The organism is Sedimentitalea nanhaiensis DSM 24252, assembly GCF_000473225.1.
Classification (GTDB): Bacteria; Pseudomonadota; Alphaproteobacteria; order Rhodobacterales; family Rhodobacteraceae; genus Sedimentitalea; species Sedimentitalea nanhaiensis.
Genome location: NZ_KI421509.1, coordinates 3,503,203 through 3,522,221 on the forward strand (window position 1 = coordinate 3,503,203; position 19,019 = coordinate 3,522,221).

18 protein-coding genes are annotated in these 19,019 nt (G+C 63.1%); 8 read left to right on the forward strand and 10 right to left on the reverse strand.

The features are described from left to right. The first annotated feature begins 82 nt into the window (after nucleotides 1-82). On the forward strand, nucleotides 83-1,243 hold the full coding sequence (locus tag NANH_RS0119245) for a WD40/YVTN/BNR-like repeat-containing protein (protein ID WP_027263542.1): 1,161 nt from the start codon (nucleotides 83-85) through the stop codon (nucleotides 1,241-1,243). Nucleotides 1,244-1,309: 66 nt separating this feature from the next. On the opposite strand, the gene NANH_RS0119250 is transcribed toward NANH_RS0119245, so the two are convergent. The 6 genes from NANH_RS0119250 to NANH_RS0119275 form a co-directional block, all read right to left on the reverse strand. Continuing rightward, nucleotides 1,310-3,508: a 3-hydroxyacyl-CoA dehydrogenase NAD-binding domain-containing protein gene (locus NANH_RS0119250; RefSeq protein WP_027263543.1), complete on the reverse strand. Its 2,199-nt coding sequence runs from the start codon at nucleotides 3,506-3,508 to the stop codon at nucleotides 1,310-1,312. Nucleotides 3,509-3,531: 23 nt separating this feature from the next. Then, nucleotides 3,532-4,743, reverse strand: coding sequence for an acetyl-CoA C-acetyltransferase (locus tag NANH_RS0119255; protein WP_027263544.1), 1,212 nt, complete (start codon nucleotides 4,741-4,743; stop codon nucleotides 3,532-3,534). 10 nt (nucleotides 4,744-4,753) lie between these two features. Beyond that, entirely contained in the window at nucleotides 4,754-5,389 is a 636-nt protein-coding gene (locus tag NANH_RS0119260; protein ID WP_027263545.1) for a glutathione S-transferase family protein, read from the reverse strand. Nucleotides 5,390-5,781: 392 nt separating this feature from the next. Continuing rightward, nucleotides 5,782-7,563 carry an acyl-CoA dehydrogenase C-terminal domain-containing protein gene (locus NANH_RS0119265; RefSeq protein WP_027263546.1) on the reverse strand — a complete coding sequence of 594 codons (1,782 nt, stop codon included), beginning with the start codon at nucleotides 7,561-7,563 and terminating at the stop codon, nucleotides 5,782-5,784. Nucleotides 7,564-7,617: 54 nt separating this feature from the next. Then, on the reverse strand, nucleotides 7,618-8,019 hold the full coding sequence (locus NANH_RS0119270; protein WP_027263547.1) for a MerR family transcriptional regulator: 402 nt from the start codon (nucleotides 8,017-8,019) through the stop codon (nucleotides 7,618-7,620). Nucleotides 8,020-8,235: 216 nt separating this feature from the next. Beyond that, nucleotides 8,236-8,604 carry a MerR family transcriptional regulator gene (locus NANH_RS0119275; RefSeq protein WP_027263548.1) on the reverse strand — a complete coding sequence of 123 codons (369 nt, stop codon included), beginning with the start codon at nucleotides 8,602-8,604 and terminating at the stop codon, nucleotides 8,236-8,238. A 121-nt stretch (nucleotides 8,605-8,725) separates the two neighbouring features. Here NANH_RS0119275 and NANH_RS0119280 point away from each other — a divergent pair, with 121 nt between their 5' ends. Genes NANH_RS0119280 through NANH_RS0119290 form a run of 3 tightly spaced genes read left to right on the forward strand, consistent with a single transcriptional unit; the run spans nucleotide 8,726 to nucleotide 10,987 of the window. Beyond that, nucleotides 8,726-9,145, forward strand: coding sequence for a PaaI family thioesterase (locus NANH_RS0119280; protein ID WP_027263549.1), 420 nt, complete (start codon nucleotides 8,726-8,728; stop codon nucleotides 9,143-9,145). After that, nucleotides 9,145-9,666: a PaaI family thioesterase gene (locus NANH_RS0119285; protein ID WP_036050076.1), complete on the forward strand. Its 522-nt coding sequence runs from the start codon at nucleotides 9,145-9,147 to the stop codon at nucleotides 9,664-9,666. Before NANH_RS0119280 ends, NANH_RS0119285 begins: the two co-directional genes overlap by 1 nt. After that, a complete protein-coding gene (locus NANH_RS0119290; protein ID WP_027263551.1) occupies nucleotides 9,659-10,987 on the forward strand; it encodes an MATE family efflux transporter in 1,329 nt (442 codons plus the stop codon). The genes NANH_RS0119285 and NANH_RS0119290 overlap by 8 nt, the downstream gene beginning before the upstream one ends. Here NANH_RS0119290 and arsC read toward each other — a convergent pair. The 3 genes from arsC to NANH_RS0119305 are packed head-to-tail and all read right to left on the reverse strand — an operon-like array spanning nucleotide 10,984 to nucleotide 12,718. Next, nucleotides 10,984-11,328 carry an arsenate reductase (glutaredoxin) gene (gene arsC, locus NANH_RS0119295; protein ID WP_027263552.1) on the reverse strand — a complete coding sequence of 115 codons (345 nt, stop codon included), beginning with the start codon at nucleotides 11,326-11,328 and terminating at the stop codon, nucleotides 10,984-10,986. The genes NANH_RS0119290 and arsC overlap by 4 nt on opposite strands. After that, nucleotides 11,325-12,383 (reverse strand): quinone-dependent dihydroorotate dehydrogenase, encoded by a 1,059-nt coding sequence (locus NANH_RS0119300; protein WP_027263553.1) that lies wholly within the window; start codon nucleotides 12,381-12,383, stop codon nucleotides 11,325-11,327. The genes arsC and NANH_RS0119300 overlap by 4 nt, the downstream gene beginning before the upstream one ends. Further along, nucleotides 12,380-12,718: a DUF952 domain-containing protein gene (locus NANH_RS0119305; protein ID WP_027263554.1), complete on the reverse strand. Its 339-nt coding sequence runs from the start codon at nucleotides 12,716-12,718 to the stop codon at nucleotides 12,380-12,382. The genes NANH_RS0119300 and NANH_RS0119305 overlap by 4 nt, the downstream gene beginning before the upstream one ends. A 134-nt stretch (nucleotides 12,719-12,852) precedes the next feature. On the opposite strand from NANH_RS0119305, the gene NANH_RS0119310 reads away from it, so the two are divergent. From NANH_RS0119310 to mnmH, 3 genes are read left to right on the forward strand one after another with little or no spacing between them, the layout of a single operon-like run. Further along, nucleotides 12,853-14,430, forward strand: a complete 1,578-nt coding sequence (locus NANH_RS0119310) for a bifunctional metallophosphatase/5'-nucleotidase (RefSeq protein WP_027263555.1) — start codon at nucleotides 12,853-12,855, stop codon at nucleotides 14,428-14,430. 57 nt (nucleotides 14,431-14,487) lie between these two features. Then, nucleotides 14,488-15,150 (forward strand): SOS response-associated peptidase, encoded by a 663-nt coding sequence (locus NANH_RS0119315; RefSeq protein WP_027263556.1) that lies wholly within the window; start codon nucleotides 14,488-14,490, stop codon nucleotides 15,148-15,150. Nucleotides 15,151-15,192: 42 nt separating this feature from the next. Next, complete coding sequence (gene mnmH / locus NANH_RS0119320) at nucleotides 15,193-16,269, forward strand: tRNA 2-selenouridine(34) synthase MnmH (RefSeq protein ID WP_027263557.1); 1,077 nt, start codon at nucleotides 15,193-15,195, stop codon at nucleotides 16,267-16,269. On the opposite strand, the gene selD is transcribed toward mnmH, so the two are convergent. Next, a complete protein-coding gene (selD, locus tag NANH_RS0119325) occupies nucleotides 16,245-18,410 on the reverse strand; it encodes a selenide, water dikinase SelD (RefSeq protein ID WP_027263558.1) in 2,166 nt (721 codons plus the stop codon). The two genes, mnmH and selD, sit on opposite strands and share 25 nt — an antisense overlap. Before the next feature lie 123 nt (nucleotides 18,411-18,533). On the opposite strand from selD, the gene NANH_RS0119330 reads away from it, so the two are divergent. After that, nucleotides 18,534-19,010: a DUF302 domain-containing protein gene (locus NANH_RS0119330; RefSeq protein ID WP_051372512.1), complete on the forward strand. Its 477-nt coding sequence runs from the start codon at nucleotides 18,534-18,536 to the stop codon at nucleotides 19,008-19,010. Nucleotides 19,011-19,019 lie beyond the last annotated feature (9 nt).

Genomic DNA, 19,019 nt, shown 5'->3' on the forward strand with positions numbered 1-19,019 from the left:
GCCGCTTGGATGGTCCGGGACGCTGTCGGCGGCTCTGGATCCGTGGTATGCTGGCGCAAATTTTCAGGCGCGGGAGGGTGTCATGGTCGCATCCGGATTGACCCTTTTGCTGGGAACCACCAAGGGTGTTTTCCTGGCTTGCGGTGGACAGGACCGGGGCGGGTGGGCCGTTGAGGGCCCGTATTGCGACGGCTGGCCGATCAACCATATCATTGGCGACGCCGAAACCGGAACCCTGTGGGCCGGGGGCGGCGGCGAGTGGACTGGCGCGGGCGTCTGGAAATCGTGCGACGGCGGCGCCAGTTGGCAGAATGTGCGGTTGACCAAGGGCACGACGGATGACTGGGCAGCGAACGATCCCGATTTTGCGGCACTGATCGGTTGGACCGATCAACCTTTGCCCTTTGGCGACGAGTTCACCCAGATCTGGTCGCTGGCGCAGGCGCATGGCACGCTTTATGCCGGAACCAAGCCTGCTGGCCTGCTGGCCAGCAGGGACGGCGGCGAGACATGGCACCGGGTGCAGGGGCTGAGCGACCACCCCACGGCGCAGGGCTGGAACCCCGGCGCGGCGGGGCTGGTGCTGCACACCATCGTCAGCAATCCGGCGGATGCGCAAAAGCTGTGGGTCGGGATTTCGGCGGCGGGGGTGTTTGCGACCGAGGACGGGGGCGCGACATGGGAGCGGCGCAACCGGCTGTCCAACGCCGGGGCTTGCGCGGGGCATGACCATCCGGCGGCACCGCGCGACGGAGAAACCGGACATTGCGTGCACAACATGATGCGCGCCAATGGGACCGGGGATCTGCTGTATCAACAGAACCACCATGGCGTCTGGCGGTCCGGCGACGGCGGGCGCAGCTGGGAGGACATCACGCCGGGGTTGCCGTCGACCTTTGGATTTCCGATTCGGGTGCATCCGCGCGATCCGGATACAATCTGGACCCTGCCGCTGAATGGCGACAGCACCGGGCGCTATCCGCCGGATGCGGCGGCGGCGGTGTGGCGGTCGCGCGACGGCGGGCAAAGCTGGCATGATCTGCGCGCTGGCCTGCCACAGCAAAGCTGTTTCTTTACGGTGCTGCGCCAGGCGATGGCCGGAGACGCGCGTGACCCGGCGGGGGTCTATTTTGGCACCAACAGCGGGTCGGTGTTTGCCAGCCTGGATGAGGGCGACACATGGGACGAAATTGTCCGTCACTTGCCGACCATTCTGGCCGTCGAGGCGATGGACCGCGCCTGAACCCCGCGCCAGAAAGAAAAGGGGCGCATCGCTGCGCCCCCGGGTCGATCCTTGGTGCGACCGGGATCAGGCGGCCTGTGCCCTGGCGGCAAAGCGGCCATAGAACGTCTGGTTCTTTTCGGCCATTTCACGCAGCAGCGCCGGGCATTTAAACCGTTCGCCGAATTTGGCTTCGAGCTGATCGCAGCGTTCGGCCGCATAGGGCGCACCGAGAATATCGAGCCAGCTGAGCGGGCCACCGGACCAGGGTGCAAAGCCCCAGGCCAGGATCGCGCCCACGTCGGCTTCGCGGATGTCCTCGACCACGCCCTCTTCCAGCGCGCGCACGGCTTCCAGAACCTGGGCAAACATCAGCCGTTCCTGCACCTCGATCAGGTCGGGCTGCTCTTCGGCCAGCGGGTATTTGTCGTGGATGCCTTTCCAGTAGCCGAGACGCTTGCCCTTGTCGTCATAGTCGAAGTATCCGGCCTTGGATTTGCGGCCCAGACGGCCCAGATCTTCCATCCAGAACACCAGATCGTCCGCCTCGGATGCGGGATAGTCATTGCCCATCGCCTCTTTGGTGGCGCGGGTGATCTTGGCGGCAAGATCGATGCTGGTTTCATCGCCAAGCTGGATCGGACCCACCGGGAAGCCCAGCTGTTGCGCCGCGTGGTCGATCAGCACCGGCGCGACACCCTCGGTGACCATGCGGGCCGCTTCGTTGCCGTAGGGGATGATGCAGCGGTTGCAGTAGAAGAACCGCGCGTCGTTGACCACGATCGGCGTCTTGCGGATCTGGCGCACATAATCCAGCGCCTTGGCGACGGCGCGCGGGCCGGTTTCGCGGCCCTTGATGATCTCGACCAGCAGCATCCGTTCGACGGGCGAGAAGAAGTGGATGCCGATGAACTGCTCGGGGCGTTTGGAGGCCTTGGCCAGCCCGGTGATCGGCAGGGTCGAGGTGTTGGAGGCAAAGATGCAATCCTCGGGGATGATCGCTTCGACTTTCTGGGTCATCTCGGCCTTGACCTTGGGGTCTTCGAACACCGCCTCGATGATCAGATCGCAGTCTTTCAACTGGTCGAGATCCGGCGTCGCGGTGATGAGACCCAGCATCGTCTCTTTCTTTTCGGGGGTGATCTTTTTACGCGCGATGCCCTTGTCCAGATAGGCTTCGGTATAGGCCTTGCCCTTGTCGGCCGCAGCCTGATCACGGTCGATCAGGATCACCTGCATGCCCGCCTGCGCGCTGACCAGCGCGATGCCCGCGCCCATCATGCCCGCCCCCAGAACGCCGAGTTTCTTGACCCGCTGATCCGGCACGTCCTTGGGACGGACCGCACCTTTCTCAAGCGCTTCCTTGTTCACGAACAGCGAGCGGATCATGGCGCTGGAGCTGGGATTCATCAGCACGTTGGTGAACCAGCGCGCCTCGATCTTGAGCGCGGTGTCAAATGGCACCAGCGCGCCTTCATAGACCGCGCTGAGCAGCGCCTTGGCGGCGGGGAAAGCGCCCTGGGTCTTGCCGTGTACCATAGCGGTGGCGCCGACAAAGGTCATGAAACCGGCCGGATGATAGGGGGCTCCGCCGGGCATTTTATAACCTTTGGCATCCCACGGCTTGACCAGATCGGCATCCTTGGCATTCAGCACCCAGTCGCGGGCTGCGGCGACCGGGTCGGCGGTTACCTCATCGATCAGACCGGCGGCCTTGGCCTTGTCAGGTGCGACCAGTTTGCCTTCGAGCAGGAAGGACGAAGCGCCCATCACGCCCAGCTTGCGCACCAGACGGGTGGTACCGCCGCCGCCGGGAAAGATACCGACCAGGATTTCCGGCAGGCCGATCTTGGCCTTGGAATTGTCGGCGGCAAAGATGCGGTGGGTCGCCAGCGGCAGTTCGAGGCCAATACCGACTGCGGTGCCGGGCAGGGCGGAGGCAATCGGCTTGCCGCCCTTGTTGGTCTTGGGGTCCATGCCGGCGCGCTCGATCTTGCGCAGGACGGTGTGCATCTGCATGACGCCGTCAAACAGCCCCTGTGCCGGGTTGTCGCCGGCCGCATCGCGCATCGCGCCCAGTTCGTTCAGGTCCATGCCGCCGGCGAAATCCGCCTTGCCGCTGGTGATGACGATGCCCTTGACCGCATCATCCGCCAGCGCTTGGTCGATCAGGTCGTCCAGCACGCGGAAGGCTTCGGTCTTCATCACGTTCATGGTCAGGCCGGGGCAATCCCAGGTGATGATGGCGACGCCGTCGGCGTCTGTCTTCATGGTGAAATCAGTCATGTGTTATCTCCTGATCCGCTCGTTTACACGCGCTCGATGATCGTTGCAGCACCCATGCCGGATGCGATGCACAGGGTGGCGAGGCCGGTCTGTTTGCCGGTGCGTTCCAACTCGTCCAGCAGCGTGCCGATGATGATGGCTCCGGTGGCGCCCAGCGGGTGGCCCATGGCGATCGAGCCCCCGTTGACGTTGACCAGTTCGGGATCGACGTCAAACGCCTGCTGAAAACGCAGCACCACGGATGCAAAGGCTTCGTTGACTTCGAACAGGTCGATGTCGCCAATGGTCATGCCGTTTTCGGCCAGAATTTTCTGTGTCACCGGTACCGGCCCAGTCAGCATGATCGTCGGATCGGTGCCGATCTTGGCCGTGGCCTTGATGCGGGCACGGGGTTTCAGGCCATGCTTTTCGCCAAATTCCTTGTTGCCGATCAGAACGGCGGCGGCGCCATCGACGATGCCCGAACTGTTGCCTGCATGGTGGATGTGGTTGATCCGCTCAAGATGCGGGTATTTCATCAGCGCGATCTTGTCGAAACCGGGCATCTGCTCGCCCATCATGGCAAAGCTGGCGTTCAGCGCGCCCAGGGACTGCATGTCGGTCTGCGGGCGCATGTATTCGTCATGGTCCAGGATCGGCAGCCCGTTCTGGTCGCGCACGGTGATGACGGATTTCGCAAACCGCTTGTCGTCCCACGCCGCCTTGGCGCGGCGCTGGCTTTCCACCGCCAGGGCATCGGCCTGATCGCGGGTAAAGCCGTATTCGGTGGCGATGATATCCGCCGAAATGCCCTGGGGCACAAAATAGGTGTCAAAGGCGACGCTGGGATCGACGGCAATGGCGGCACCGTCGCTGCCCATGGGAACCCGGCCCATCATCTCGACCCCGCCAGCGATATAGGCCTCGCCGGCACCGCCGCGCACCTGATTGGCGGCCAGGTTCACGGCCTCCATGCCACTGGCGCAGAAGCGGTTGATGGCCAGGCCGGGAATGGATTCGTCAAGATCCGAGGCCAGAACCGCCGAGCGCGCGAGGCACCCCCCCTGTTCCATAACCTGGGTCACGTTGCCCCAGATCACGTCTTCGACGGCGTGGCCGTCCAGATTGTTGCGCTCCTTGACCGCATTCAGGGTCTGTGCGCTCAGCCGCAGGCTGGTCAACTCGTGCAGGCTGCCGTCTTTGCGGCCCTTGCCGCGCGGGGTGCGCAGCGCGTCATAAATATAGGCTTCGGTCATAGTTGTCTCCTCAAGCTCGATCCGACGGGTTGCCGGGCATCAGGTCATAGGGTGCTTTCCAGCCAGGCTGATCGCTGATGCGGGTCAGCCAGGCGTCGATATGGGGCCAATCCGCGCGGTCAAAACCGAACGGTTCGGGATAGAACAGGTAACCGCAACAGGCGATGTCGGCGATGGTCAGGCGATCCCCGACCAGCCAGTCCTTGTCGGCCAGTTCATCGTTCAGGATGGTATAGGCGGCCTTGAGCCGTCCCTGGTTAAACGCGATTACTTCGGCGGGGCGTTTGTCTTCGGGCAAGAAGTTTATCAGGAATCGGGTCAGGCCCGCCACCGACGACAGTTTGTGATTGTCCCACAGGATCCAGCGCATGATGTCGCGGCGTTCATTGGCGCTGTGACCGCCCATCTTGCTTGAGCGGGTGCTGATGAAATCCTGAATCGCGCCCGATTGCGACAGGGTCAGATCGCCGTCGACCATGACCGGGACTTCGCCCATCGCGTTGATGGCGCGAAATTCGGGGGTGCGGGTCTCGCCGTTGAAAAAGTCGACATAGACCGGTTCCCATTCCAGCCCGCTGAGTTGTAGGGTCAGGGCCGCCTTGTAGGCATTGCCGCTTTCGCCAAAGCAATAAAGCTTGATTGTCATTGTCCGTTTCTCCCCGAAGTCGCCTGTTGCCACGATGCCGTGCTGGCGCAAGTTGTGAAAATTTTATTAAGAAAACAACCTATCCGCGATTTGCCTTTACCTTTTGTTAAGATTAACGCCGCATTTTTTTCATGCCACGTCGGCTGGAGAGCCAATGCGGTAAACGGCAATGCCCCGCCGGACCGAGACATGCCCAAATTCGTGTCGTTCCGGTGGGGCTGCCCATCCGGGGAAGGCCGTCGCCTGGGTATTCATCCGTTTCCTTGATCGCAGCAGCGTTTTGGTCAGTGCATCCGGCACGCACGGGGCAGGCGAAAGCGCTTTGGCATTTCCAACCCAAATCAAGAAGATGCCCACAGCGGCCCGGCGGAAACCGGGCCGCCATTGGGCGATCAGAAGTTGGCGGCGTCCAGCGCCATCACCGTATCCGCTCCGGTTTGGATGCGGGTCAGATGCATGGCTGTCGCAGGAAGCTGACGCGCCATGTAATAGCGCCCGGTGGCCAGCTTTGTCTCGTGGAACGTAGCGTCCCCTGTGCCTGCGGCCAGCGCATCGGCCGAGGTCTTGGCCATCCGTGCCCACATCAGACCCAGGCAGACATGGCCGAACATGTGCATGAAGTCGTTGGACCCGGCCAGCGCGTGGTTGGGGTTCTTCATGCCGTTCTGCATGAAGTACATGCCAGCGGCCTGCAGGTCCTTGGACGCGGCTTTCAGCGGCTCGATGAAATCCCGGTCAAAGGCGTCGTCCTGACCGGCGTTCTCCTTGATATAGGATTTCACCATGTCAAAGAATGCCATCACGTGTTTGCCGCCGTCCTGCGCCAGCTTGCGCCCCACCAGGTCCAGCGCCTGAACGCCATTGGCACCTTCATAGATCATCGCGATACGGGCATCGCGGGTGTACTGCGACATGCCCCATTCTTCGATATAGCCATGCCCGCCGTAAATCTGCTGTGCCTGCACGGTCATGTCATAGCCCTTGTCGGTCAGGAAGCCCTTGATCACCGGTGTCAGCAGCGAGATCAGCCCGTCCGCATCGGCATCGCCGCCGCGGTGGGCCCGGTCGATCATCGTGGCCCCCCAAAGGATGAAAGCCCGCGCGCCCTCGGTGAACGATTTCTGATCCATCAGGCTGCGGCGAATGTCCGGGTGTACGATCAACGGATCGGCGGGGCCATCGGGGTTTTCGGCGCCTGTCACGGCGCGGCCCTGCAGGCGGTCCTTGGCATAGATCACCGCATTCTGATAAGCGGCGTCGGCCTGCGCCAGCCCCTGCATTCCGACGCCCAGACGGGCTTCGTTCATCATGGTGAACATGGCGCGCATGCCCTTGTGTTCCTGACCCAGCAGATAGCCGGTGGCGCCGTCATAGTTCATCACGCAGGTCGAGTTGCCGTGGATGCCCATCTTTTCTTCGAGATTGCCACAGGCGACACCGTTGCGCGCGCCCAGGCTGCCATCTTCGTTGACCATGAATTTGGGAACGATGAACAGCGACACGCCCTTGATGCCTTCGGGGCCGCCGGTGATCTTGGCCAGCACCAGGTGGATGATGTTGTCGGACATGTCATGCTCGCCGGCCGAGATGAAAATCTTTTGGCCGGTGATTTTGAAGCTGCCGTCGGCCTGCGGTTCGGCTTTGGTGCGCATCAGGCCCAGGTCGGTGCCGCAATGGGGCTCGGTCAGGTTCATGGTGCCGGTCCAGTCGCAGGCGACCATCTTGGGCAGGTAGGTGTTTTTCTGCTCGTCGCTGCCATGGGCCAGGATCGCGCTGGCGGCACCGTGGGTCAGGCCCTGATACATGGTAAAGGCCTGGTTGGAGGCCGAGAACATTTCCCCGACCGCCGTGCCCAGAACGTAGGGCATGTTCTGCCCGCCGTATTCTTCGGGCATGTCCAGACCGGGCCAGCCGCCTTCCTTGACCTGCTCAAATGCGGCCTTGAACCCGGTCGGGGTGCGCACGACGCCGTTTTCCAGCGTGCAGCCTTCGGTATCGCCAATGGTGTTCAGCGGTTGCAGAACCGCAGAGCTGATCTTGCCGGCCTCTTCCAGGATCGCGCCGGTGAAATCGCGCTCCAACTCGTCATAGCCGGGAATCTCGGCTTCGGTGATCTTGAGAACGTCGTGCAGTAGAAACTGCATGTCTTTGGTTGGCGCGGTATAGCTGGGCATATCTGGACTCCGAGATTTTCCGGGAATTTTTGAGTTCTGGATTGAAGACGGGCCTTATTCGGCTGCCTTTTTCTGTTCAGCCGCACTGGCGAGGATCTTTTCTCCCCATTCCAGCTGCATCTTCATTTCGTTAATGGTCTGGATCAGATCGTCGCGCTGACGCTCCATGTCGGCCAGGCGATCACGTGCAATTGCAACGGTGCGCGCCAACTGGGTCTGTTGCTGGTCGCCCAAATGGTACAGGTCCAGCAACTGGCGGATTTCCTCAAGGCTGAAGCCGAACCGCTTGCCGCGCATGATCAGTTTCAGCCGGGCCCGGTCACGTTTGGTAAACAGCCGCTTCTGGCCCGCGCGTTCGGGGAACAGCAGTTCCTTGGACTCGTAAAAGCGCAAGGTTCTGGGCGTCACATCAAAGGCGTCGCACATTTGGCGGATCGTCATTGTCTCTTCAGACATCAAGAATACTCCCGTTTGCCATCCACTGTGGCAATGAGATGAGGATCATTTGGTGGGTTTACAACATGTGATTGACGTTGACGTAAGTCGGACGTTGCGTCACGCATTTTGTGACGTAAGAGCATTTCCCCGATCCCACCGCCGACAATGAAACGGATCCGTGAATCACGCCCGGACCAGTTCGATGCGCTCTGCTAGCAGGCAGATGTGGCGCAATCAGGTCACGATCTTGGCTGTTGCGTCGCGCAGGGTTTTCAATTCGGACATAGCCTCGTCCAGCTGCTCGCGCTGGTTTTCCAATTCCTGCATTTGACGGTCGGCCATGTCCACGAAGGCCTGCATCTGGGCTGCATTGCCTTCGTTTTCGTAGATCATCAGCCATTGGCGGATCTCTTCCAGCTGAAACCCGAACTTGCGACCGCGCATGATCAGTTTCATGCGGGCGCATTCGCGCGGCCCATAGAAGCGCGCGCGACGCTCGCGGTCGGGCTGAAGCAATTCAATGTATTCGTAATACCGCAGTGTCCGCGGAGTCACATCGAACTCGGCGCACATCTCCTTGAATGACAAACGTAAGTCAGCCATGGATCCCTCTTTTCGTTGCGCTGACGGTAAGCCCATGTTTCGCCAAGCGCAACCGCCGGGGTTGCCCTTTTGTCGCCGCACTGATCATAAAGGCGGTAAAGGCAAGACAAGGGGATCGGCCATGGTGGACAAGGTGGAACTGGCGCGGAAATTCATCGAGGCGATTCCACACGCAAAGGCGCTGGGCATGCGGCTGACCGATATCGGCGCTGGCAATGCGCAGATTGAAATGGCGTATGACAAGAAACTGGTGGGCGACCCGAAAACCGGCGTCGTGCATGGGGGGGCGGTGTCGGCGATGATGGATACCTGCTGTGGTGCGGCAGTGATGAGCCACCCGTCGGCCCCGGGCGGTACGGCCACAATCGATCTGCGCATCGATTATATGCGCGCCGCCACGCCGGGGCAGACAATCCGGACCTCGGCCACCTGCTATCACATCACCCGGTCGGTCGCCTTTGTCCGCGCCACGGCGACGGATGATGACGCAGACCGCCCGGTCGCGACGGCGTCCGGCGCATTCACGGTCGAGCGTCGCTGATGTCGCGCCCCCGTCCCGAACCGATCCAGGTGGTCAAGCAGCGCCGCGATGCCGCGCTCAAGGCGCTGGTCGAAGGCGTGCCCTATATCCGCTTTCTGGGAATCGAATTCGAACGCCGCGGAGACGAGTTGACCGCGTTGCTGAATTTTGACGACAAGCTGATTGGCAATCCGTTCCTGCCCGCGATCCACGGCGGTGTCACGGCGGCGTTCCTGGAAACCACGATGATCATCACGCTCAGCTGGGCCTATCTGTGGCCGGATATCGAATCGGGGGCTTTCGACCCCGAGAAGATGGGGGCCGAGGATCTGCCCCGCCTGCCCAAGACGATCAACTTTACCGTCGATTATCTGCGCTCGGGGCTGCCGCGGGATGCTTATGCCCGCGCCACGGTCAGCCGGTCCGGGCGGCGCTATGCCTCGATGCGGGTCGAAGCCTGGCAGGACAATCGCGACAAGCTGTTCGCCCAGGCCGCCGGGCATTTTCTGATGCCGCCGCGCGACGCGCCCGACAATGGCTGAGACCGCGCCGGGCATTACCCATGCCCGGGTGCTGAAGATCGCGATTCCGATTGTCATTTCCAATGCTACGGTGCCGATTCTGGGTGCGGTGGATACTGGCGTCGTGGGCCAGCTTGGGCTGGCCGCTCCGATTGGAGCGGTCGGGATCGGGGCGATCATCATTGCCTCGCTGTACTGGTTCTTTGGCTTTCTGCGCATGGGCACCACGGGGTTGACCAGCCAGGCGCTGGGGGCCGGGCGGATGGGCGAGGTCACCGCGTTGTTGACCCGTGCGGTCATGGTTGGCGTGTTGGGCGGAACGGCGGTCATCGTGTTGCAGGTGCCGCTGTTCTGGGGCGCTTTTCAGGTGTCCCCGGCCTCGCGCGAGGTCGAGGCGATGGCGCGCGGATATATGCAGATCCGGGTCTGGTCCGCCCCGGCGGCAATCGCGATTTTCGGCATCACCGGCTGGCTTATCGCACAGGAGCGCACCCGCGGCGTGCTGGTGTTGCAGGTCTGGATGAACGGGCTGAACATCCTGCTGGATCTGTGGTTCGTGCTGGGGCTGGGCTGGGGTGTGAACGGGGTCGCTTTTGCCACCTTTCTGGCCGAGTGGAGCGGTTTTGCGCTGGCCTTGTGGCTGTGCCGGGACGCATTTGCCAATCCGGCCTGGCGCAACTGGGCGCGGGTGTTTGACCGCGAACGGCTGCGGCACATGGTGGTGGTCAACGTGGATATCCTGATACGTTCGCTGCTGCTGATGGCGATCTTTGTGTCGTTCCTGTTCTTGGGCTCCGGCTTTGGCGATGTGACTCTGGCGGCAAACCAGGTGTTGTTGCAGTTCATCGAGATCACCGCCTATGCGCTGGACGGCTTTGCGTTTTCCGCCGAGGCGCTGGTGGGGCAGGCCGTGGGGGCCGCCAGTGTGACGCGCCTGCGCCGTAGCATCCTGCTGGCGTCGTTCTGGGCCGTGGTGGGCACAGTGCTGTTGTCGCTGGCCTTTGCGCTGTGGGGCGGGGCGATCATCGATCTGATGGCCAAAGCGCCCGAAGTGCGGGCCGAAGCGCGCGTCTATCTGTCCTATATGTTGATGGTGCCGTTGCTGGGGGTGGCCAGCTGGATGCTGGATGGTGTGTTCATCGGCGCAACCCGTACCAGAGACATGCGCAACATGGCGATCCTGTCTACCGGGGCCTATGTCGTGGCGGCGCTGTTGCTGGTGCCGGATCATGGCAATCACGGTCTGTGGATCGCCTTTCTGTTTTCCTTCGTCGCCCGTGCGATCACCCTGGGCGCGCGCTATCCGGCTCTGGAACGTGCGGCCGGGGCGGGGGCACTCTAAAGCAGTTCCAGTACCCGTTCAGGCGGACGGCCGATCACCGCGCGGCGGCCGGAGATGGCCAACGGGCGCTCGATCAGGATCGGATGATCGGCCATGGCCTGCATCAGGGTGGCGTCATCGTCCGTCTTGCTCAGCCCCAGCTCGCGAAACAGCTTCTCGCCCACGCGCATCATATCGACCGCCGGAGGCTGTCCCAGGGCTGCGCGGACCGATGCGAGTTCCTCCAGGCTGGGGGCCTCTTCCAGATATCGCCGCTCGCGAATCTCGATGCCGCGCGCCTGTAACAGCGTCAGCGCCTGACGCGATTTGGAACAGCGCGGGTTGTGCCAGAATTCGATCACAGCCAATCCTCTCGTTTGCTTGCCACGGCCTGGGACACGTTGGCAAATCCGTCCCGTTTCAGCAAGCGGTCCAGCCCGCTTGCAATGTCATGGGCCAGCGCCAGCCCGCCATAGACCAGCGCGGTATAGAGCTGCACCGCCGACGCTCCGGCACAGATCTTGGCATAGGCCTGCTCGGCGCTGCCGATGCCCCCGACCCCGATCAGCGGGATAGAGCCATCCAGCCGACGGCTGAGATGGGCCAGAACGCGGGTGGATTTGTCAAACAGCGGCGCGCCCGACAACCCGCCGGCCTGTTCGCGATGGGCGCTGTGCAACCCGTCGCGGTCCAGCGTTGTATTGGTGGCGATCACCGCATCGATGCGGGTTTCGCGGGCCACGTCCGCGATATCGGCCAGCTCGTCCGGGGTCAGATCCGGTGCGATTTTCAGGAACACCGGAATGGGGCGGGGCAGGGTGTCGCGGGTTTGCAGCACATCGTTCAGCAGCGCGCTGAGTGCCGCCTTGCCTTGCAGGTCGCGCAGTTTCTCGGTGTTGGGGGACGACACGTTGACAGTGGCAAAGTCCAGATGTGCCCCGCAGTGACGCAGAACCCGCGCGAAATCTCCGGGCCTGTCGTCGCTGTCCTTGTTGGCCCCCAGATTCAGCCCGATCACCGCACCGGCTGGGCGTTGCGTGAGGCGCGCGCCGATGGCTTGCATGCCCTCGTTGTTAAAGCCGAACCGGTTGATCGCGGCCCGGTCTTCGGTCAGCCGGAACAGGCGCGGGCGCGGGTTGCCCGGTTGCGGGCGGGGGGTGGCGGCTCCAACCTCGATGAACCCGAATCCGGCGCGCGACAGCGGGCGCAGGGCGGTGGCGTTCTTGTCGAACCCGGCCGCCAGCCCGACCGGGTTGGGCAGGTTGATCCCGGCCAGGGTACAGCGCAGGCGATCCGACGTGACCGGCCCTGGCGTGGCGGTCAGCCCGGCCTGCAACGCGCGCATGGCCAGCCCGTGTGCAGTTTCCGGATCAACCCGGTGCAACAGCGCCAGACCCAGCTTTTCCAGCCGGCTCATGTCATGCCGCCCGGAAACACATGTGTTCCGTCGATCAGCGGCAGGGGTTTGGCCCAGATCACCTCGTCCAGCCGCAGAGGGCGATAAAGATGCGGAAACAGTGCTCCGCCGCGCGAAGGTTCCCATTTCAGCGCATCGCCCATCGCATCGGAGTCCATCGCCAGCAGGTGCAGGTGGTCGACCCCGGCAAAGTGCTTGGCCGCAGTTTCCGCCACCTGTGCTGCGGTCGAAAAATGCACGAAACCATCGGCCAGATCGACCGGCGCGCCGGTGGTTTCCCCCTGCTGTTGCAAGGTGGCCCATTCGTCGGCGCGGAAAATTTTGTATATCAGCATGGTGGCGGTGATGCCCTGCACGGTTTCACGGGTCAAGCCGGTTTGGCAATGTGCCGCCTCTCCCTTTGACACGCGCGCCAAAGCGGCGCACGATCTGGCCAAATACGAAACGAAAAAAACCTGGGAGATCCATCATGCTGACCCGCCTTCTGACTTGCGCTGCGGCCCTTGGCCTGACCGCCGGTGTTGCGACCGCCGACTATGCGCTGACCATCCTGCATACCAACGACTTTCACGCCCGGTTCGAGCCGATCAGCAAATATGACAGCGGTTGCGACCCTGCGGACAATGCCGAGGGCAAGTGTTTTGGCGGCATCGCCCGGCTGGTCACGGCGATTGCGGATGCGCGGGCACGGTCGGACACATCGATCCTGGTGGATGGGGGCGACCAGTTCCAGGGCACTTTGTTTTATACCTATTACAAGGGCAAGGTCGCGGCTGAGATGATGAACAAGCTGGGCTATGATGCGATGACCGTGGGCAACCACGAATTCGACGATGGCCCCGCAGTATTGCGCGGTTTTATGGATGCGGTCGATTTTCCGGTGTTGATGTCCAATGCCGACATATCCGCCGAAGAATTGCTGGCAGGCAAGTTGCAGAAATCCACCGTGATCGAACGCGGCGGGCAAAAGCTGGGTCTGATCGGGCTGACACCCGAGGACACCGGCGATCTGGCCGCGCCGGGACCGAACATCACCTTTTCCGACCCGGTCGCGGCGGTACAGGCCGAGGTCGATCGCCTGACGGCCGAGGGGGTCAACAAGATCATCGTGCTCAGCCATTCCGGCTATGCGGTCGATAAGCGGGTCGCGGCGGAAACGACCGGGGTCGACGTGATCGTGGGCGGGCATTCCAACACCCTGCTCAGTAACGCCAGGGACGGTGCCGTCGGTCCCTATCCGACGATGGTGGGCGATACGGCGATTGTGCAGGCCTATGCCTATGGCAAGTTCCTGGGCGAGCTGAACGTTACCTTTGATGACAACGGCAACTTGACCCAGGCGGTGGGCGAGCCGATTGTGATGGATGGCACCGTGGTGCAGGACGAGGCGACCGTGACACGGATTGCCGAATTGGCCGCCCCGCTCGAGGAAATCCGTAATCAGGTGGTGGCGGCGGCGGCGGCTCCGATCAATGGCGAGCGTGATGTTTGCCGGGTGCAGGAATGCGAGATGGGCAACCTTGTGGCCGATGCGATGCTGAACCGGGTCGCGGATCAGGGCGCACAGATCGCGATTGCCAATTCCGGCGGGCTGCGCGCCAGTATCGATGCGGGCGACGTGACCATGGGCGAGGTCCTGACCGTGCTGCCGTTCCAGAACACGTTGTCGACTTTTCGGATCAGTGGACAGACCGTGATCGACGCGCTTGAGAACGGGGTCAGCCAGGTGGAAGAGGTCAAGGGCCGGTTCCCGCAAGTGGCCGGGCTGAAATTCACCTGGGATCCGTCCGTGGCCCCGAACCAAGGCCGCATCATCGAGGTGATGGTTGCCACCGAGGACGGTTTTGCCCCGATCGATCCGGCGGCCAGCTATCTGGTGGTCACCAACAACTATGTCCGCAATGGCGGCGACGGCTTCAAGATGTTCGCGGGCGATGACAAGGACGCTTATGACTATGGTCCCGATCTGGCCGATGTGACGGCCGAATTCCTGGCGGAAAACAAGCCTTATCAGCCCTATTTGGACGGGCGAATCAGCCAGAAGTAACCGCCGGACGATGGTGCGGAATGGCCGCGCACTTCGTTCCGGTCCTTGCTGACCGGCATGTGTGGACGCTTTGCCATAACCCTGCCCGGCGATGCCATGGCGCAACTGTTTGCCGCGCGGCCGGCGAACAGGATGCCGCAGGTGCCCAACTATAACGTCTGCCCGACCAACGCCGTGCATGTGGTGTGCCAGGGGGAAACCGGGCGGCGGCTGGTGGCGATGCGCTGGGGGTTTCTGCCGCATTGGTACACGGCGGAGAATGCCGGGCCCCTGCTGATCAACGCCCGCGCCGAGACATTGGCAGAAAAGCCGGCGTTTCGTCTGGCCTGCCGCAAGCGGCGGTGCCTGATCGTTGCGAGCGGTTTTTATGAATGGACCAAAGACGAGGCCGGCAACCGGCTGCCATGGTATATCCGGCGAACCGATGCGGCCGCGATTGCCTTTGCCGGTGTCTGGCAGGGGTGGGGCAGGGAAATGCCCCAAGATACCTGCGCTATCGTCACCACGGCGGCCAATCGCACCCTGTCGGGCATACACCGCCGGATGCCGCTGATCCTGGAGCCGTCGGACTGGCCATTGTGGCTGGGAGAGGCGGGCAGAGGGGCGGCGCAGCTGATGCGACCGGGCGCAGAGGATGTGCTGCAATTTCATCGGGTCGATCCGGCGGTGAATGCCAACCGCGCCACCGGGGCCGGGCTGATCGATCCACTGGTCGCATAATCGCGGACTTTCGCCCGGACACGCGGCGCGCTACAGGGGGGTATGTCGCAACGCTTTGATACGCTGACCGCCCTCTTGAACCACGGCTTTGATACCGTGATCGACGTGCGCAGCCCCGCCGAATATGCCGAAGATCATGTGCCCGGGGCGATCAACCTGCCGGTGCTGGACAATGACGAACGCGCCGAGGTCGGAACGATCTATGTGCAGCAAAGCCCGTTTCTGGCCCGCAAGATCGGTGCGGCACTGGTGTTTCGCAACACCGCCGCACATATCGACACCACCCTGCGCGATTTCGACGGCGGCTGGCGGCCTCTGGTCTATTGCTGGAGAGGCGGGCAGCGGTCGGGCTCGTTTGGCTGGATGCTGGGCCAGATCGGCTGGCGGTCCGAAGTGATCGAAGGCGGTTATCGCAGCTATCGCAGGCTGGTGAATGCGGCCCTGTACCAACAGCCGCTGCCGCATCGCCTGATTGCGCTGGACGGGTACACCGGCACGGCCAAGACCGAATTGCTGCATCTGGTGGAGGCGCGCGGCGGGCAGATGCTGGACCTTGAGGGGCTGGCCGGGCATCGCGGATCGCTTTTGGGGCAGATGCCGGGCGGTCAGCCCAGTCAGAAAGCGTTCGAGACCCGACTGGCCGTGGCCCTGAGCGCGCTGGATCCGGCGCGACCGGTGCTGATTGAGGCAGAGTCCAGCAAGATCGGGCGGCTGTTTCTGCCGCCGAGTGTATGGGGGGCGATGAAAACGGCCCCCCGGATCGCGATCACCGCCCCGATTTCGGCGCGGACCGATTATCTGGTGCGGGCTTATGATGATATCTTGTCAGAGGCCGACAGCCTGATGACGCAACTGGACAAGCTGCGGCCCCATCGTGGTCACGCCATCGTCGATGGCTGGTTCGAACGGATCGAGGCCGGAGACAAGCCCGGATTGACCCGCGATCTGATGCAGCAGCACTACGACCCGTCTTACGACAAGTCGCGCCTGGCCGTGGATGCCCCGGTGATTGCGCGGGTGCAGGCCTCTGCCCTGGACGCATCCGGGCTGGACAGGGCGGCGTCAGAAATAGAACGGGTGTTGATGGCCGGTGTTCAGCCGGACCCCAGCGCAATCTGAGCGGTTTCAGAGGTCAGCACGCCGACCCTGGCCGCAGGATAACCCTGTTGCTTTAGCTCCGCTACCATATCATCGGCCCGATCCGCCTTGACCGCCGCAAGCAGCCCGCCCGCGGTTTGCGGATCAAACAGCAGATCGGCCTTGCCGCCGTCAGGAAGCGAGGGAACCTGCACACGATTGGCGGCGAACAGGGTGGAGCGCACCCCGGCACCGGCCATCTGCTCTGCGCCCGCCATCACCGGTATCGCGGCCAGATCAAGCGTCGCACCGGTACCCGAGGCCTCGCAGATCCCAAGCAGATGACCGGCCAGGCCAAACCCGGTGACGTCGGTCATTGCATGGGCCATGGCCAGAATCTGCGATGCCTTCGCCTGTGATTGAGTCATTTGCCGGATCGCCGCTGCAATCCACGCCCCTTTGGCCTTTCCGGCCATTTCTGCCGCCATCAGAACCCCGCTTCCCAGCGGTTTGGTCAGGATCAGCACATCTCCCGCCCGCCCGCCCGCCAGGGTGATCGGGGCGCGGTCGCACAGGCCGGTGAGGGTGAACCCGATGGTCAGCTCACTGCCGACCGAGGTGTGGCCACCAACGATCTCGGCCCCGGCGGCGCGGATGGTTTCGTTGGCGGTCTGCATGATTTCAAGCAGGGTGCGTTGCTGCATCGGCGCAGACAGGCGCGGCAGAATGACGGTTGCGGTGGCGGCTTGTGGCGCGGCCCCCATCGCCCAGATATCCCCCAGCGCGTGAATGGCGGCGATGCGGGTCATGATCACCGGATCGTTCACAAAGGCGCGCAGGTGGTCGGATGTCATCACCTGCTGCGCACCGCCGGTTTGCAGCAAGGCCGCGTCGTCGCCGGGAAGGGCGGTGATGTCGTCACGTTGATTGGCGGGCAACTCCGCCAGGACGTCGCGCAGCGCCCCGCGCCCGACCTTGGCCCCACATCCGCCGCACATCGGTTTGTCGCCCATCGCCTCGACCAGCCCGGTGGTGTGCACCGGCGGCAGATCGACGGCCCCCATGGCGGGCAGATCGCGGAACCGGTTCATGAATTTGCGGTCGATACGATCCTTCCAGCGCCACATCGAGGGACCGCTGAGCGCAAGCCCGAACCGCTCTGCCAGCGCCGATTGTCCGCCCAGAGATACCAGCTTGAGATAGCCCTGCTGTGGCCGGTACCGTCGCATCGGGCCACCCGCGAGTGCGGCGCACAGGTTGTCATACAGGATCGGTGCCTGCCGCACCGCATAGACCCCGGCCTTGGGGCGTGGCGCGGCCGTCATTTGGGCACAGTCCCCGACCGCAAAGACCGCCGGGTCGCTGGTTTGCAGTGTGGCATCGACCGAAATGAACCCGTGGTCATGTGTCAGACCGGTGTTCGCCAGCCAGTCATAAGGCCGCGCTCCGGCGGCACCGGTGACAAAATCGGCCTCAATGGCGCGGCCATCTGACAACATGACAGCCTGCCCGGTCACCCTGGCGATTTTGGTGTTGGTCAGCACCGTGATACCCAGGTCATTCATCTGCCGCAGAACCCGGTCGCCTGCGGCGGCCCCAATGGCCGTCAGGGCGTCGGAGCGGTCGATCAGGGTGACGGTGCCGTCCCGGTCACGCGTCCGCAGCGCATGGGTCATGGCCATCGCCAGCTCCGCCCCGGCGACGCCCGCGCCCAGCACGACTATCCGTGCAGGTGTGGTGCCCGCCAGATAGGTGTCCCACTGTGCGGCGAACCGGCCCAGTGGTTTGGCCGGTATCGCGTGGTCTTCAAAGCCTGGCAGGGTCGGCATGGCCGAGGTGATGCCCACATCGATCGAGCAGACGTCAAATGCAATCGGCGGGCGGTCCGGCACGATCACGTGCCGGTGGGTGAGGTCGATGTCCTGTGCTGCGCCCAACACGATCCGCGCCCCGGCAAATCGCGCCAGTCGGATAAGGTCGATATCCAATTCGTCGCGCGTATAGTGACCGGCGATAAATCCGGGCAGCATGCCGGAATAGGGGGCGGTCGGACCGGGGTTGATCAGCGTGACCCGCGCACCGGGCAGCGGGCGCATGCCCCATTTGCGCAGAACCAGCGCATGTGTGTGGCCGCCGCCGATCAGGACCAGGTCATGGGTAAGGGGAAGGTCAGGATGCTGCATGACGCGGTTCTATCCGCTTTTGATCGCCGTGCAAGCGGGGGCTGCCGCAATACGTGATTGTGACTATCCAAACGCGGCTGGCGCGTGCAGGGTGGTCTGAACCGGCACAACACGAGAGACCCGATGCGCGCAGGCCTGCTTTGGATCCCGATTTGCAGCCTGATCTGGGTCAACAGCCTGTTGGCACAGGGGCTGACCGCGCGCGAAGGCTGGGTGGTACAGGCAACCGACAAACCCTATGCCGAGTTGATCGAGGCGGTGAAATCCGCGGCCGGAGCCAATGGCATGGGCGTTGTGACCGAGGCCGGCCCGACCCAGAGGGCGGCCAGCCGTGGCATCACCATTGCCGGCAACCGGGTCATTGGCGTGTTCAACAATGATTTTGCAGTTCAGATTCTTGCGCTGTCCACAGCGGCGATGATCGAGACGCCGATCCGGTTCTATGTCACCGAAAATCCGGATGGCCGAGGCACCCTGTCCTATAAGACCCCGAGCCATGTCCTCATGCCCTATATGGAAGAAGGTGGCGAGGACCTGGCGGCATTGGCCCTGGCGCTGGATGCCCGGTTTGCCGCCATCGCCACGGCTGCGACACAGTAGTCACACTGC

Excerpts from the sequence above, each read along its gene's own strand:
- NANH_RS0119330 (WP_051372512.1), top strand. The coding sequence starts at position 18,534 with ATGCGCGCAGGCCTGCTTTGGATCCCGATTTGCAGCCTGATCTGGGTC.
- selD (WP_027263558.1), bottom strand. The coding sequence starts at position 18,410 with ATGCAGCATCCTGACCTTCCCCTTACCCATGACCTGGTCCTGATCGGC.
- NANH_RS0119285 (WP_036050076.1), top strand. The coding sequence starts at position 9,145 with ATGTCGCGCCCCCGTCCCGAACCGATCCAGGTGGTCAAGCAGCGCCGC.
- NANH_RS0119265 (WP_027263546.1), bottom strand. The coding sequence starts at position 7,563 with ATGCCCAGCTATACCGCGCCAACCAAAGACATGCAGTTTCTACTGCAC.
- NANH_RS0119300 (WP_027263553.1), bottom strand. The coding sequence starts at position 12,383 with ATGAGCCGGCTGGAAAAGCTGGGTCTGGCGCTGTTGCACCGGGTTGAT.
- NANH_RS0119280 (WP_027263549.1), top strand. The coding sequence starts at position 8,726 with ATGGTGGACAAGGTGGAACTGGCGCGGAAATTCATCGAGGCGATTCCA.
- NANH_RS0119275 (WP_027263548.1), bottom strand. The coding sequence starts at position 8,604 with ATGGCTGACTTACGTTTGTCATTCAAGGAGATGTGCGCCGAGTTCGAT.
- NANH_RS0119260 (WP_027263545.1), bottom strand. The coding sequence starts at position 5,389 with ATGACAATCAAGCTTTATTGCTTTGGCGAAAGCGGCAATGCCTACAAG.
- NANH_RS0119245 (WP_027263542.1), top strand. The coding sequence starts at position 83 with ATGGTCGCATCCGGATTGACCCTTTTGCTGGGAACCACCAAGGGTGTT.
- mnmH (WP_027263557.1), top strand. The coding sequence starts at position 15,193 with ATGTCGCAACGCTTTGATACGCTGACCGCCCTCTTGAACCACGGCTTT.
- NANH_RS0119310 (WP_027263555.1), top strand. The coding sequence starts at position 12,853 with ATGCTGACCCGCCTTCTGACTTGCGCTGCGGCCCTTGGCCTGACCGCC.
- NANH_RS0119250 (WP_027263543.1), bottom strand. The coding sequence starts at position 3,508 with ATGACTGATTTCACCATGAAGACAGACGCCGACGGCGTCGCCATCATC.
- NANH_RS0119305 (WP_027263554.1), bottom strand. The coding sequence starts at position 12,718 with ATGCTGATATACAAAATTTTCCGCGCCGACGAATGGGCCACCTTGCAA.
- NANH_RS0119270 (WP_027263547.1), bottom strand. The coding sequence starts at position 8,019 with ATGTCTGAAGAGACAATGACGATCCGCCAAATGTGCGACGCCTTTGAT.
- NANH_RS0119290 (WP_027263551.1), top strand. The coding sequence starts at position 9,659 with ATGGCTGAGACCGCGCCGGGCATTACCCATGCCCGGGTGCTGAAGATC.
- NANH_RS0119255 (WP_027263544.1), bottom strand. The coding sequence starts at position 4,743 with ATGACCGAAGCCTATATTTATGACGCGCTGCGCACCCCGCGCGGCAAG.
- NANH_RS0119315 (WP_027263556.1), top strand. The coding sequence starts at position 14,488 with ATGTGTGGACGCTTTGCCATAACCCTGCCCGGCGATGCCATGGCGCAA.